At 69.7% G+C, this 13,895-nt stretch carries 14 protein-coding genes; 4 read left to right on the plus strand and 10 right to left on the minus strand.

Going from position 1 to position 13,895, the window contains the following annotated elements:
* Positions 1–15: 15 nt before the first annotated feature.
* Genes AB0D57_RS39230 through AB0D57_RS39255 form a run of 6 tightly spaced genes read right to left on the minus strand, consistent with a single transcriptional unit; the run spans position 16 to position 5,189 of the window.
* Positions 16–1,137, minus strand: a complete 1,122-nt coding sequence (locus AB0D57_RS39230) for a glycosyltransferase family 4 protein (RefSeq protein WP_362084971.1) — start codon at positions 1,135–1,137, stop codon at positions 16–18.
* Entirely contained in the window at positions 1,134–1,670 is a 537-nt protein-coding gene (locus AB0D57_RS39235) for a deoxycytidine triphosphate deaminase (RefSeq protein ID WP_362084974.1), read from the minus strand. The genes AB0D57_RS39230 and AB0D57_RS39235 overlap by 4 nt, the downstream gene beginning before the upstream one ends.
* Positions 1,667–2,206 (minus strand): dCTP deaminase, encoded by a 540-nt coding sequence (gene dcd / locus AB0D57_RS39240; RefSeq protein WP_362084977.1) that lies wholly within the window; start codon positions 2,204–2,206, stop codon positions 1,667–1,669. The genes AB0D57_RS39235 and dcd overlap by 4 nt, the downstream gene beginning before the upstream one ends.
* A complete protein-coding gene (locus AB0D57_RS39245; RefSeq protein WP_362084980.1) occupies positions 2,203–3,438 on the minus strand; it encodes a bifunctional metallophosphatase/5'-nucleotidase in 1,236 nt (411 codons plus the stop codon). Before AB0D57_RS39245 ends, dcd begins: the two co-directional genes overlap by 4 nt.
* A complete protein-coding gene (locus tag AB0D57_RS39250) occupies positions 3,435–4,718 on the minus strand; it encodes a UDP-N-acetylglucosamine 1-carboxyvinyltransferase (RefSeq protein WP_362085013.1) in 1,284 nt (427 codons plus the stop codon). The genes AB0D57_RS39245 and AB0D57_RS39250 overlap by 4 nt, the downstream gene beginning before the upstream one ends.
* 39 nt (positions 4,719–4,757) lie before the next feature.
* The gene (locus tag AB0D57_RS39255) at positions 4,758–5,189 is read right to left on the minus strand and encodes an ATP-binding protein (protein WP_362084983.1); all 432 of its coding nucleotides are present in this window, start codon (positions 5,187–5,189) and stop codon (positions 4,758–4,760) included.
* 175 nt (positions 5,190–5,364) lie between these two features.
* Between AB0D57_RS39255 and AB0D57_RS39260 the strand changes: the two genes are divergently transcribed.
* Positions 5,365–6,636 (plus strand): helix-turn-helix transcriptional regulator, encoded by a 1,272-nt coding sequence (locus AB0D57_RS39260; protein WP_362084986.1) that lies wholly within the window; start codon positions 5,365–5,367, stop codon positions 6,634–6,636.
* The gene (locus AB0D57_RS39265; RefSeq protein WP_362084989.1) at positions 6,633–7,178 is read left to right on the plus strand and encodes a flavoprotein; all 546 of its coding nucleotides are present in this window, start codon (positions 6,633–6,635) and stop codon (positions 7,176–7,178) included. Before AB0D57_RS39260 ends, AB0D57_RS39265 begins: the two co-directional genes overlap by 4 nt.
* On the opposite strand, the gene AB0D57_RS39270 is transcribed toward AB0D57_RS39265, so the two are convergent.
* The 4 genes from AB0D57_RS39270 to AB0D57_RS39285 all read right to left on the minus strand — a co-directional run bounded on the left by AB0D57_RS39270 (position 7,179) and on the right by AB0D57_RS39285 (position 11,731).
* On the minus strand, positions 7,179–8,876 hold the full coding sequence (locus AB0D57_RS39270) for a mobilization protein (protein WP_362084992.1): 1,698 nt from the start codon (positions 8,874–8,876) through the stop codon (positions 7,179–7,181).
* Positions 8,873–9,373 carry a plasmid mobilization relaxosome protein MobC gene (gene mobC, locus AB0D57_RS39275; protein ID WP_362084995.1) on the minus strand — a complete coding sequence of 167 codons (501 nt, stop codon included), beginning with the start codon at positions 9,371–9,373 and terminating at the stop codon, positions 8,873–8,875. The genes AB0D57_RS39270 and mobC overlap by 4 nt, the downstream gene beginning before the upstream one ends.
* A 305-nt stretch (positions 9,374–9,678) precedes the next feature.
* Positions 9,679–10,950 (minus strand): DUF3631 domain-containing protein, encoded by a 1,272-nt coding sequence (locus AB0D57_RS39280; RefSeq protein ID WP_362084998.1) that lies wholly within the window; start codon positions 10,948–10,950, stop codon positions 9,679–9,681.
* A 559-nt stretch (positions 10,951–11,509) separates the two neighbouring features.
* Positions 11,510–11,731, minus strand: coding sequence for a helix-turn-helix domain-containing protein (locus tag AB0D57_RS39285; protein ID WP_362085001.1), 222 nt, complete (start codon positions 11,729–11,731; stop codon positions 11,510–11,512).
* A 473-nt stretch (positions 11,732–12,204) separates the two neighbouring features.
* Here AB0D57_RS39285 and AB0D57_RS39290 point away from each other — a divergent pair, with 473 nt between their 5' ends.
* Entirely contained in the window at positions 12,205–12,486 is a 282-nt protein-coding gene (locus AB0D57_RS39290) for a helix-turn-helix transcriptional regulator (protein WP_362085004.1), read from the plus strand.
* The gene (locus tag AB0D57_RS39295) at positions 12,487–13,725 is read left to right on the plus strand and encodes a tyrosine-type recombinase/integrase (RefSeq protein ID WP_362085007.1); all 1,239 of its coding nucleotides are present in this window, start codon (positions 12,487–12,489) and stop codon (positions 13,723–13,725) included.
* The last annotated feature ends 170 nt before the right edge of the window (positions 13,726–13,895 follow it).

The following is a 13,895-nucleotide window of genomic DNA, read 5'->3' on the forward strand; positions in this document are numbered from 1 at the left end:
TGGTCGGCGGCTTTCTCAGGTGAGCTGGCGGCCGAGGTCGGCCAGGGCCTGGGCGGTGGTGGTGAGGGGGTAGCGGGCGGCGTTCGCGTAGCCCGTCTGTCGCAGGGCGGGCAGCAGGCCGGGGGCGGTCCGTAGGCGGTCGAGGTCGCGGGCGAGTGCGGCGGAATGGGTGAAGTCGGTGGCCACTCCGGACGCGGCGAGGACTTCGTTGAGGCCGGGCACGGGTTGGTACAGGACAGGCAGGCCGCATGCTTGGGCCTCCAGCGCGACCAGGCCCATGGCTTCCAGGGTGGTGGACGGCATGACCAGGACGTCGTGCTCGGCGAAGGCTTTCCACAACTGTGGACGGCGGAGCCAGCCGAGGTACCAGGCCCGCACTCCGGTCCGTTGGAGGAGCGGGGCCAAGGCGTGGAACTGGGCTCTGGGGGCGGCGATGCTCAGCTCGACTCCTGGAATGGGCGCCAGGCCCGTGATCAGGCGCTCTGCGCCCTTCTCGGCGGTCAGCCTGCCTGCGTAGAGCAGTCGTAGGTGGCTGGTGGAGGTGCGGGCGGGCCGCGCCGGCGGATCGGTGAGCAGATGGTCGGGGATGCCCCACGGAACGCAGACGAGCTTGCGGCGGTCGATCTGCGGGGCGAGCTTGAGAAGGTGGTCGGCCATCGCGCCGGTGGGGACCACGATCACGTCGGCGGCCCTCGCAGTCTCGCGCAGGACTTGGAGCTGGTCGCGGTGGGCCTCGGCGAAGATCAGGTCGGTGCCGTGGACCAAGGCGATCCTGGGGTGGGCGGGCAGAGCCCGGAGCAGGGCGGGCGTGGCGCCGAAGGTGAGGTGCTGCAGGTGCAGTACCCCGATCTGGGCTGGATCGATCGCGGTCACCAGCGCCCGTCGCAGGGCCGCGACGTAGTGGCCGAAGGCGGCGCCCTCCAAGCACTTGCCGGCGACCGTCAGCAGGTCGAGCCCGGCGGGAAGGTGGGCTTTGGGGCGGGTGGGGGCCAGCATGAAGGCCCGTGCGGGGATGAGGGGCTTGTCGCCGGTGTACAGGTCGAGGAAGAGTTCGACGCTGCCGCCGGGGCTTCCGGCTGGAAGGTCGAGGAAGGTGGCGGCCAGCGGCCCCGCGGCCGGGCGGACGAGGGGGCTCACAGCGCTCCTTGGGGGATCTCTTCGTACAGGCGGGAGATGTCGATGCCGTGCGTGGTGGCGTACTTGGCGCGCTGTCGCTGGTAGCTGGCCGGGGTGCCGAGGGCGGTGAGGAAGACGAGCTTGCCGAAGGTCATTCCCGGATAGACACGGGCGGGTTTGGCGGCGCGGATTTCCAAGGTCCAGCGGATCGCGTGGCCCTGGTGGCCGAGTGGGGCGGAGACGTGGACCCAGATGCCGAGGGCGCCGATGGTGCGGTTGCCGTTGAGGAGCTGTGCGTACGTTTCCGAGCCGGTCCTCTCCAACGTGACGCCGAGGTAGAGCATCCCGGGCTGCAGGACCAATCCAGAGGCAGGGATGACCAGTTCGGTGAACGTGGTGGGGGCGGCGGCGTCCAGGTCGCCGTCGCAGATGCGGATCGTGTCGCCCAGCCGCCAGTCGTAGGCGTTGGGGGACAGACGTGCCGGGTCGTAGGGCGCGATAGTGATTTCGCCCGCGCTGACGGCGGCGGCGATGGCGGGGCCGGTGAGGATCACGGGGCGACCGCCTGGGCGTGTGCCGCATCCCGCCAGTAGCAGGAAGGCTGAGGGCCGGCGGCGCCCTGGTACTTGCCTCGGTACAGCTCGACGTCCCCGGTGGAGACGAAGAACATGATCTGCCCGATCTTCATGCCCGCGTACACCCGCAGAGGGCGGATGGGGGACAGCATCAAAGTCCACTGGCCGTGGAAGCCGATGTCACCGATAGGGGCGGTGATCTCGACGAATAACCCCAGCCGTCCGACCGAGGAGCGGCCGAAGAGCAGTGGGATGAAGAGGTCCGAGCCGACCTCCTCGACGGTGTGGCCGAGGTACAGCTCGCCGGGCTGGAGGACGTATCCGTCCGTGTCGATTCGGATCGTGTGCGTGGGGTTGGCATGGTGGGCGTCGATGACCTTGGTGGCGTACGTCAGCAGGGTAGCGCCCAGGCGGACGTTGTAGCTGTTGGGGTTCGTCTGCTCCGGGTCGAACGGGGTGATGCGAAGGCGTCCATCGGCAACGGCCGTGTTGATCTCGGGCCCGGTGAGGATCATTGAGCGCCCCCTTGGAGAGCGTCGGCAGAGTCAGTGAACGGGGCCGCCAGGACGCTGCGCACCGCCTGGCCCAGACGCAGTCCGGCTTGATGAGTGCGGCCGCCGAGATAGGTGTCGGCGATGTAGTCGGTGGTCAGCACTATGCGCGCTGTGGGTGGAAGGGGCATGGGCGCGACTGCCAAGGGGCCGACGTGTTCGACGAGATGAGCGAGCAGCTTGGCGTGGTCCTCGGACTGATCGTCGGGGAAGAAGGCGTGGACGAGCTGGTTGCCGAAGGGCTCGATGGCGAGCAAGTCGCCGAGAGTGAGGACATCGCCCAGCGGTACGGGGCGTAGAGCGGTCTCGTTGAGGATGACCGCGTCCGCTCCGAGGCCGGTGTGCAGGCGGGTGGCGATCTCGTCCAAGAGGAGGCGTCGGTCCAACAGGGTATTGAGATATGGCTCGTTCACGATGCCGAGCCGACTTCCCAGGGTGCTGTTGAGGAGCGCGATCTTCTCCTGCAGTACGGCGAGGTCCTCGGGGATTACGGAGGTGTCGGGGAAGGCGCCTACGCGGGCCGCCCAGCCGGCCCCGACCGGCTCGGCGGTGGCGTACCCGACGCCGAGTTCGTGGCCCTTGACGACGAGGGTGTCGCCGACGGGCACGGGGCCGTAGGTGTTGCTGTGGCAGTGCCCGGCGAAGATGACGTCCGCGAACGAGCAGGCGGCGGCCAGCTTCAGGTCCTCCTCGAAGCCCGAGTGGGACAGCACCATCCAGGCGTCGGCACGGTGATGGTGCTCCAGCATCACCTCGCGCAGGGCCTGGGCCGGGTCGGTGACGTGGTGGCCGGTGCGTTGGTTGGCAGGGATCGCGTTGAAGGCTTGCAGGCCGATTACCGCGGTGACGGCAACTCGCCGGCCACCGATGTGCTCGATGCGCACGCGGTCGAAGAGCGGCCTGCCGCTGCCGTCGGCTGCGTTCGCGCACACGGTCATCTCGTGTAGCTGCGGTTCGAAGTAGTGCGGCCAGCCGTGGTTTCCGGGGGCGAGCAGGTCGTACAGGCTTGTGAGGACCTCGCTCTCGATCTGACCCTGGCCGAAGCGGTAGAAGCCGGTGCCTTCGAAGAAGTCGCCGCAGTCCACGACCAGGCTCTCGGCCCTGGCCGCGTGGAGGTAGGCGAGCATCGGAGTGGCCTGGGCGAAGGAGGAGTGGACGTCGGTCGTGGCGGTGATTCGCTGGAGCTGCCGGGTCATGGAGTGACCTCGCAGATGTCGGCGCCCAGGGCGTGCAGTTTGGTGGGCAGGTCGGCGTGGCCGCGCCGGAGCTGTTCGAGGCCGCCGAGGGTGGTGACACCGCTCGCTGTGAGGCCGGCGATGAGCAGGGCCGAGCCCGTGCGGATGTCGGTGGCCTCCACGCCGGCGCCGGTCAGCTGCTGCGGTCCGGTGAGGCGGCATTCGGTGGGCGAGAGCTCGTGGATCTCGGCGCCGAGGCGGGCGAGCTGGGGGAGCAGGTTGCCGTGACGGCCGGGGTTGATGGTGTCGGCGAACAGGTGAGTGCCGGGCAGTCCGAGGGCGAGGGCCATCAGCGATGGTTCGAAGTCGGCATCCAATCCGTCGGGGGAGAGGGAGGCGATGGCGCGCAGCGATCGCCCGGTCGGCTCGGCGTCGTGGGCCCGGACGGTGAGAGCATCGCCCTCGGCGTCGGCGGGGACTCCGAGCCAGTCCAAGGCGGAGACCAGGGGAGCGACGTCGTCGCCGCGTACGCCACAGATGCGTGCGTCCCCGCCGGTCGCCGCGACCGCACAGGCCAGGGTCCCGGCTTCGACCTTGTCGCCGGGCACCGACCAGACGGTGGTCTCCGTCGGGACGGAAGTGGGTGGTGACAGCGTAAGGACCGACTCACTGACCCGGCACTCCCATCCCGCCACCTGCAACGCCTCTACGACGCTGATCACTTCAGGCGAGAGATTGGGGTGGCCAAGGCGCAGGGGCCGGCCGGCTACGACCGCGCGCAGGAGGGCAGCGACGGTCGCCCCACGAGAGCGGAAGGGCAGCACCACGGACACGGTTCCGGTCCCACCAGTGGCTGCTTCCACGAGGTAGCCGCGGCCATCGATCGTTGTGCGGTCACCGAAGCGCTCGTAGACCTTGAAGTGCTGCTCCATCCCGCGTTCACCGATCCGGCAGCCGCCCGGCCAGGGCAGCCTGGCTCGCCCGTACGCGCCGAGCAGGGCCGGTACGAGGTAGTACGAGGCCCGGATTTGGGCGGCGACCTCGGGATCGGGGCCTGGCTGGGGCTTGTCGCTCGGAAGGATCACGGTGGTGTGCGGATCGCTGACCGGACGGGCCGTGTGCCAGCCGGCCTGTTGGAGCAGGGCGAGCATGGTCTCGACGTCCGTGTTCGACGGGACGTTGCTCAGATGCACCGGGTGATGCAGGGCCGCGGCGGCGGCCAGCAGGGGCAGGGCCGCGTTCTTGGAGCCGTCGACGGTGATGGAGCCGGCGAGTGGGCTGCCGGGTCGCACGGCGACCACTTCTGCGGCGACGGGGGGAATGCGTACGGCTGTCAACGGTCAACTCCTCTGCAGGGGAAGGTGTGATGAGGTGGGTAGTGGGGTGCTGACCTTGAACTCGGCCCAGCAGCGTTTGCCGGGCGGCAGCGGATCGAAGCCGTGGCGGTCCGCGAGTGCTGCGACTAGGAACAGCCCGCGTCCGCTTTCCTCGTCCACATCCGACAGGCCGACCTGTGGGACGACGGGGTTTGCGTCGTTCACCTCGATCCGCAGTCCCTTGTCGCTCAGGCAGGCGCCGGCCGTGATCGGGCCGCCGCTTGCGTGCCGGACCGCGTTCGCGATGAGCTCTGCGGCCACCAGCTCTGCCGCGTCCAGGAGTTCGGGGCCGAGGAAGGCGCCGAAAGTCCGTATCCCGTCCGCGAGCTGCTGGCGCGCGGACGCTGCGGCAGCTGGCGTGCCGGAGACGGGAATCCGGATGTGATGCGCTTCCATGAGCGGCCTCCTGGTCGGTTCGGCCACTCCACGCAACCGCTCCAGAGGTAAGCGGAACCAGTCGGTGTGCCGGGGCTGCATCACTTATGCAGGAGCTGCATCACTGCCAAATGCCGCTCGGTTACTCTCGGTTGAGCAGGCAGGATCGGCGACGGCAGAAGGGGCCGTGGCACAGATGGCCGAGGCACAGAGTGAAGCGAGACGGATCGGCGACGTGATCCGTCAGGCACGCGTGTTACAGCGGCGCTCGCAGAGGGACGTTGCCGCCGCGCTTGGGTATCACCAGTCGAAGGTGAGCCGCCTGGAGAGCGGCAGGGGTACCGAGGACGTGCGAGTGCTGCGCGAGATCGCGCAGGTACTGGAGATTCCGCCGCAACGTCTCGGCCTCGCCGCCGCTTCTGATGCCAGCCCCGCCGAGCCCGGAACAGAGGACATGCACCGCCGTACCTTCCTTGCCGCGAGCGTCGCCGCGCTCGCGGCTCCGCCGCCGTCGAACGCGGCACATCACGACCTGATCCAAGTCCTGTTGCCAGGCACGAGCCCCGTGGCCACCGGGCAAGCCCTGGGCCTCGACGAGCTGCGGGACCGGGCACGGGCCGTACGCCGGATGTTCTGCACGTGCGACTACGCGGAACTGGAGCAGACCTTGCCGGGTCTGATCGCCGACCTGCGTCAGGCCGCCGGAGGCTCATCCGGCTCGGCGGAGGTGTCCGGGCTGCTCGCGACCGCCTACCAGACGTCGGTGAGCCTGTTGCTGAAGCGGGCCGATCAGGGCAACGCCTGGCTCGCGGCCGGTCGGGCCATGGCCGAGGCGGAACGGTCCGGGGATCCTGTCGTCCTCGCCGCCAGTGTCCGCGTCCACGCTCACGTCCTCGTGCGGGAGAAGCACACGGATCAGGCCGTGAACATGGTCCGCCACACTGCCGACCAGCTCACCGGCTCCTACGACCACCGCTCGCCCCGGTACCTGGCAGCGGTTGGTCTGCTGTTGCTCCGCGGGGCGACCGCCGCCAGCAGAAACGGCGACCGCGACACCACCCAGGACTTCCTCACCGAAGCCAAGGAAGTCGCTCGCTACGTCTCCTTCGACCGGCCGGACGCATGGGCGAACTTCAGCCCCACCAACGTCGCACTCCACGAGATCAGCGCAGCCATCTCCTTCGGTGACGCCGGCATCGCCCTGGAAACCGCACGGCCGCTCATGCGGCGGCACATTCCTGTCCCCGAGCGCCGGGCCGCGCTGTGGGTGGAGACCGCGCGCGCCTACAGTCAGCAGGGCAGGCTCGCCGAGGGCTACCAGGCCCTGCGTATCGCCGAGAGCTGCGCGGCACAGGACATCCGCCGCCCGGCCGTACGCGAACTGGTCGCCGACATGGCAGCCCGCGACCGCCGCCGGGCACTGCCCGAGCTGCACCACTTCAGCCGCCAACTGGGAGTGCCCGCGTGAGTGATCAGCCCGACAAGCCGTTCCTACAGATCGTGGTCTGCGCGGCCGGGGTCGCCGCCGACGTCGGCAGGCTGATCACTGCAGCACAGGAACGGCACTGGGACGTCGGCGTCATTGCCACCCCACAAGGACTCGGCTTCCTCGACGCGGAGGTGGTCGAGACCCAGACCGGCCGCCCCATCCGCTCGGCCTGGCGATCACCGGGCGAACCGCGCCCGACCCGGCCCGCGGACGCGATCGCGGTCGCCCCGGCCAGCTTCAACACCATCAACAAGTGGGCCGCCGGGATCTCCGACAATCTCGCCCTGGGCGTCCTGTGCGAAGCACCCGCCATGGACATCCCGGTCGCCGTGCTGCCGTACCTGAACTCAGCCCAGGCCGCCCACCCCGCGTACCGCCAGAGTCTGGAACGGCTACGCGAGATGGGCGTCCTGATCGGCTCGTACGAACCGCACCGGCCAAAGGCCGGCGGCGGGGCCGACCGCTACCGCTGGAAGGAAGCCCTGGAGCTCCTCGCGCCCAAGCTGTCCGCCCCCGCCTGATCAGCGCCGCCATGTCGGTGACCCCTGCGGTGGCCGAGCAATGGCTGCCGCGGGGTGGACCGGCACGCTGGGCCGTTGCATGGCAGTGTGGGCCCTGGCTGCCTGGGCCCAAGGACCGGGAACGTGGCGCTCGCCGAGGCGGCGGACACGCCAGGTCAGCGCGCGGGCGGGACTGCGGGCGTCGTCCAGGGCACGTTGGTGCAGCGCTTGGCCGAGGACGGTGGCTGCGTTGTGTCCTGCTGCCTCTGCCTCGGCGAGCACGGTGGCAAGTGCGTCCCAAGCGGGGTCGTTGAGGATGCGCTCGGCATGCTCCGGAACCACATCCTGAAGGTGGTGGGCGAAGCGGCGCTTGGTCTGCGGGCCGGGTGCCCGGCTGGCGAGGCCGACCAGGACGGGCTCGGCGGTCTGCGCGTACGCGGTCTGCAGGTGGAGGAGCGCCTGTTCGGCTGCCGCCTCCTGCTCGGCGTGCTGGCGGGTGCGGTGCCAGTGCAGCGCGAAGGCGACCGCGGTGAGTGCGGCGTCCAGGAGCATGATGAGCCCGGTGCCGTCACTGTCCTGTGGCCTCTCGCGCCAGATGGTCTGGATGCTGCGGCGCAGGGCGCGGGTGCTGTCGAGGTCGGCGGCGATGCGGGAGCGGGTGGCGCGCTCGAAGGCAGCGGCGGCTTGTTCGAGTTCGGCCCGCGCCGCGGTCGGTGCCATGACGGGCAGCAGGTCCAGCGTCGCGCCGAGCGCGACGAGTTGGCCCTGGGCCGTCTGCTCGTCGCCTTTCGTGAAGTGGTGGGGGATGCGTTCGGTGGCGGCGGTGGCCTGGTGCCACGGGTTGCCAGGCTGGATGGTGGCCGGCTCGGGGCTGGTGGTGGCGAGGCGTTCGCGGATCTTGGGCAGGGAGAGGTCAGGGGCGAGGGTGGAGCCCGCGAACCACACCGGGTCGCCTTCCTCGTTCACGTTGCCAGGCAGGGCGAAGTTGCAGCCGAGCGCGTCGCCGGAGGGAGCGAGCTTGAGGCGCACGTCCACGCCGGTCGCCTCCAGCAGCGAGAAGAACTCGGCCTCGTCGGCCGCGGCGGCGACCGCGCGGCGCACCCGCATGCGCAGGACCTCGCGGGCGGTGGCGTCCTGGCCCAGGCGCTTGGCCTTGAAGTGTTCCTTGCTGGTGGGGCGCTTGGCGCCGGTACCGTCGCCCGGCTTCAACCTCCTGAGTCCGTAGTCGACTTCGATCTGTCGGGCTTCGCGCTGGACGGCCCGGATGTCGTAGTCCCGGCGGGGGCGGCGGCCGTCCTGGCGGACGAGGGTGGCGGCGATGTGGATGTGATCGTCGGCGTGCCGTACGGCCACCCAGCGGCAGGCTTCGGTGTCTCCGGCGGGGGCGATGCCGGCGGCGGCCACGATCCGGCGGGCGATCTCCGCCCACTGGGCATCCGACAGGATCGGGTCCTCGGGGGCGGCGCGGACCGGGCAGTGCCAGACCGTGGTCTGGGGAGCCCGTCGCCCGAGCATCGCCACTGGCTGGTCGAGCTGCGTGTAGAGCTGCTTCTCCACCTCCTTCGGGTCGCGGTGCGGGCTGCGGCCGGGGTCGGGGGCGAAGTCGTTCCAGGACGCGACCAGGTGGGGGTCGACGTGCTCGTTGGCGTCGCCCTTGCCGAAGAGGTAGGCGATCAGACGGCGGGTGCTGCCCTTGCCGGTGATGATCTTCGGTATCACCGGTCCTGCCTTCCCTCGGTGACCTGGGCGACGGCGGTGTCCACGTCGGCGATCGACGCTTCGACGCGGGCCAGGAGCCGGTGGACGACGTCGGGCTCCGGCCAGGCGCCGTCCTTGTTGAGGTGCCAGGTGAGCTGGTTGAGGTTGTTGCCGATCATGCCGAGCTGGCGGTTGGCGGCCATCAGCGCCTTCACTATGGCGCGGTAGTCGGCGATCGCAGCCGTGGGGTCCTCGGCGCGGGCCGCGGCGAGCGACGCCTCAGCGACGTAGCCGCCGATCTGCATACGGCTGAGCGCGGCGGCGTGGGCGAGGTCGGTGAACTCGCCGCCGCTGTAACGGGGGTGGACGCGGCGCTCGCGCAGGCGCGGCTGACGCAGGCGGCGCTGCGGCTTCGGCGTCTGCGCGGCGTGGGGCGACGGTCTGGTGGCTCCCGTCTCGGTCGGCACCCCCGGGCCGGCCGACCCCGGTGCCCCCTGGGCGCCGGGTGCCTCCGTCACTCCAGGGGCGGAGGCCGGGTAAGGACTCCTTACCCGACAACTTGCTGCGCTGTCTGGGGCTGAGGTGGTGGGCGTCTGCTGTTGAGCTGTGGGGAGTTCGTGGTGCTGTTCGTGCACAGGGGTGCTCCGGTGGTGAGGGGGCGGGAGATGTGTCACGTGCGTCGCATCCGTCCCATGCCTGGTCAGCACAGGTACGGACACCCGGGCAGGTACGGAGAAGTCCGTCCCGGTGAGAGCATCCGTCCCCGCGCTGACCTGCGCGGGGACGGATGCGACGCAGTGATACGGACCCAGGGGGAGGCGGGTCAGCGGGCGCGTTTGGGGCCGGCGGTGCCGCTCGGCGGGCTTATGGGCAGCGAGCCCGCCGGGGCGGCAGGCGGCTTGCCCTGCGCCGGGCGCGTGGGTGTGGCGTCGGGCGTGGGGGCGGGCGCCGTCTCGGTGAGGTCGGGGCAGTGGCGGGCCCAGCTGTCGAGGAACCGGTTACGGGCGTACCCCTTGGCCTGCCTGCCCTTGTCGAACCGGTAGTTGGCCGGGCGGATGTCGAAGTCCCGGAGCATTCTGCCCAGGTGGTAGGCGTTGAGCCCGTTGGCGCCGTGCTCTGCCCAGGGGGCGTCGGGGTCCTGGAGCAGGGCGGTGACCAGATCCAGGGAGGACAGGGCTTCGGGGTTGCCATGTGCCTCGAAGACGCGGTGGATGTCGCGCAGCAACCTTGTCTTCAGGTTGGTCTGCTCGTCCTGGACGGCCTCGTACCGGGTCATCGCGACACAGGCCGCACGGGCGCTGGCTGGCCAGTGGCCGCCGGCCAGGTCGGCGATGATGACCAGCGGTTCCCAGGTGTCCGCCGCCCGGTCCTCCACCGGCATGGTCGGCGCCATGTGGCCGGCCGTGCCGCGCAGCGGGCCCAGCCAGGCGGCCAGTTTGTCCCGCAGTGCGTTCAGTTCCGGTGTGGCGTAGCGCGAGCGGAACGGGGTCACCTTCTCGCCCGGCTTGCGCTTTTGCATGCGGAGCACGACCGCACGGTCCGTGATCGTGTCGGGCAGGTCGCCGATCGAGGCCAGTGCGGCCATGGCGAAGGTCGGATACGGGGTCGGCTTGTGCTCCGGACCGGAGATGCGCCAGGCGGGCCGGTTGCGCTGGTGCCCGGCGTTCAGCAGGCCGCGCAGTTCCTCGTTCTCGCCGGCCTTGCTGAAGATGGTGTCGGCCTCGTCCACCAGGATCGTGCGCGGGTTCTTGCCGATGACGCGGAAGAGCACGGCCGTGGACATGTTCACCGTCATGATCGGCTGGTGCACGGTCTCGTGGAGCACGTCCAGAACCCGGGACTTGCCGCAGCCCTTCGTCGGGCCGACGACCGCCAGGCGCGGCGCGTGCTGCAGAACGGTCTGGATGTGCGTGGCCGCCACCCACAGGGTGACCGCTGTCAGCGCCTCGTCACTGGGCAGCACGACGTACTTGCCGATCGCCGCCCGCAACTCATCCAGCAGTTCCGCGCCCTCACCGGAACCCCGTTCCTCAGGGTCTGCCGGTCCCCGTGCGTCGACGGGACCGGTCCCCTCCTGCTGGGCGGCTCCCGCCACGGGGTTGTCAGACCCTGGAGACTGGCGGGGACCGTGATCACGGTCCCCATTGCGGTCCCCTGGTGCAACTGCAGCCTCTTGGGGACCGGTCCCCGATTTCCCGCCGCTGACCTGCGAGTTTGCACTGGATGCCGATATGGGGACCGGGACGTGCGGGGAACGAGTACCGGGCACGTCGTGGGGACGGTCCCCAAGCACGTCGCGGGGACGGTCCCCAACAACGGCATCGGCAGGCGGCTGGGGACGGTCCCCGTGTGCTTCCGCCTCCGCCGGGTGTTCGGCGGTCCCCGACGCGGGGGACCGTGTGTCCTGCTGATCCTGGCGGCACCAGGGGATGCCCTCGCCGGGGACGGCGGGAGTGGGCCAGCCGGTGGGGGAGGTGTTCGTGGTGGGGGACGTAGAGTCCTCCATAGGCGTTCCTCTCCGGTGAGGGGCAGGACGGGCAAGGCCCCGCCCCTCCCCAGTTCGTTCGTTCAGGGATGAGTGATCGGCAGGGGAGTCTTCGGCCCTCGGCGTTGGCGCGCCGGGGGCCGTTCCGTTGTCCGCGCCGGGCGCGGGGTCAGGCCGTGAGGTCGTACGACGTCTGGGCTTCCAGCCACGCGTCCACCTCCCGCCAGCGGTAGCGCAGGTGACGGCCGACCTTGTGGACGCTGGGGCCGATGCCCCGGTACTTCCACTGGTAGAGCGTCTTCACCGGCACCCCGAGGTAGGCGGCCACGTCGGTGGGAGTGGCGAGTTGGTCACGCTCGGCGCCGGCAAGGCGCGGGGAGTGATTCGGCAATGAGGTCTCCATATCGGAATCAGGGTTTTTGGATGGCAGGCGTGGACAACACAGCCACACCACCCATGGAAACGTCGTGGATTCTGAACCCCCGGCACTTCTCTCGGCGTCGCCGGGGAAGACCGAAACAGTAAGGGCGGATCCCCGGTTGCCGAAATCGCTCCCGCGGAAGCAGAAATTTTCTGTGGAGAAGCGACCGGCTGAGGTGCCGGAATCCGATACCTCTGCAGCTCAGGGGCAGCGTCCAGCAGTCAGCAGCAACACGGCCAGCCCACCGGACACCGCATCCGATAGCCGCTTAAATCGCCCATATTTTTGACGCGGAGGGAAGGTAGCACAACCTTCCCGCCGAAACGGTTTGTGATGTACCGGAATTCGACGAGACGAACACCACTTCGCCCCCGGACGGCTTTTGGAGAGTTTAAGAACTAACTCTTGCCATGACGGCCGGCTGCAAGTTACAGCTATCTGTCATGCCCAACCGACCTGTCGAAATAGGCCCCGCCGGCCTCCACACCGCCCGCGCCATCCAGCGCCTACGCCTCGTGCGCGGCCTGACCCAGCACCAGCTCGCCGTCCGCTGCACCGCACTGGGCCGCCCGATGGCCAACACCGCCCTCAGTCGCACCGAACGCGCCCGCCGCCGCTGCGACGTGGACGACCTCGTCGCCCTCGCCACAGCGCTCGGCGCCCCTCCCGCAAGCCTGCTCCTGCCGCTCCCGTCGGTGTCCGGTGATGACCGGAGGGGGTACTAGTTGGCGCGGGTCTGGATTGAGGACCGTATAGGGCACGCGGCGTACGTACGGGCCGTGGCGGACGCCAAGCGGGCAGGACGTACGCCACCGGGGCGCTACCGCGTGCGCTGGTACGACCCCGACGGCAAGCCGAAGATGAAGACCTTCACCCGCAAGGTCGACGCCGAGGCCGAGCGGACGAAGATGGAGTCTCGTCTCAACGACGGCTCCTACCGTGATCCGGCCGCTGCCCGCGTGAAGTTCGCAGAGGTGGCGGAGTCCTGGCTGGCGGCGCAGCTCCACCTCAAGCGCTCAACTCGGGCTCGCTACCGCGGTGTTCTCGACGTCCACGTGATCCCCAAGTGGGGCACCACCCCGCTGGACCGCATCCACTTCGAGGACATCGCGGAGTGGCTCGCGGATCTGCTGTCCGGCGAGGCGACCGGCGGCAGGAAGCTCAGCCCGCGGTCGGTCCGCAAGGCGTACGTCGTCCTCAGCCGCGTTCTCGGCTACGCGGTCAAGGCTCGTCGTCTGGCGGTCAACCCGGCTGTCGGCGTGCCCCTGCCGAAAGCGATGCCGGCTGACCACGTGTACCTCGACGACATGCAGGTCGACACGCTGGCCAACGCGTCAGGCACCTACCGGGTGTTCATCCTGCTGCTGGCCTACACCGGCCTGCGCTGGGGCGAGGCGTCCGCGCTGAAGGTGGGCCGCGTCGACCTGGACGCCTGCCGAGCGCACATCGTCGAGGCGTACGCCGAGGACAACGGCAAGCTCTACCTCGACACCCCCAAGAACCACGAGCGCCGATCCGTACCGATTCCGCGCTTCCTGGTCGAGGAGTTGAAGCCCCACGTCCAGGGCCGGGGAGATGAGGAGTTGCTCTTCACAGCCCCGCAGGGCGGACCGCTACGGGCCCGCAACTTCCGTCAGCGGTTCTTCGCGCCGGCGGTCGTGAAGGCCGAGCTGGGGCACCTGAACGTCACCCCGCACAAGCTGCGCCACACGGCGGCCTCGCTTGCCATCGCCAGTGGCGCGGACATCAACGTCGTACAGACGATGCTGGGCCACAAGTCCGCGACGCTGACCCTGGACACGTACGGACACCTCTTCCCGGACCGTCTGGACGAGGTCTCGAAGAAGATGCACAAGCGCCGCACCAAGCAACTGGCCAAGGCGAAGGCCAAGCTGGAGAAAGCGGAGAAGAAGGCCCGCAAGGCTGCCGAGGCCGTGGCCGTCCTGGAGGATCCCGCGGCGTGATGTGTGCCTTATGGGTGCTGTGAATGACAGCAGGGGTCGCTTCGTCGGCTCGGCGGAACGCCCTCTGCTTTCGGGCTGCTAGTACTCCAGTTGTAGATCGCGATCTTCATGCCTGAGTGGCTTGTCGCTGGTAGTGGCTGTCCTGGGATCGGGCCTGGTGGCGGCGTCGC

The sequence above is a fragment of the Streptomyces sp. NPDC048275 genome (assembly GCF_040652275.1).
In the GTDB taxonomy this organism is placed as follows: domain Bacteria; phylum Actinomycetota; class Actinomycetes; order Streptomycetales; family Streptomycetaceae; genus Streptomyces.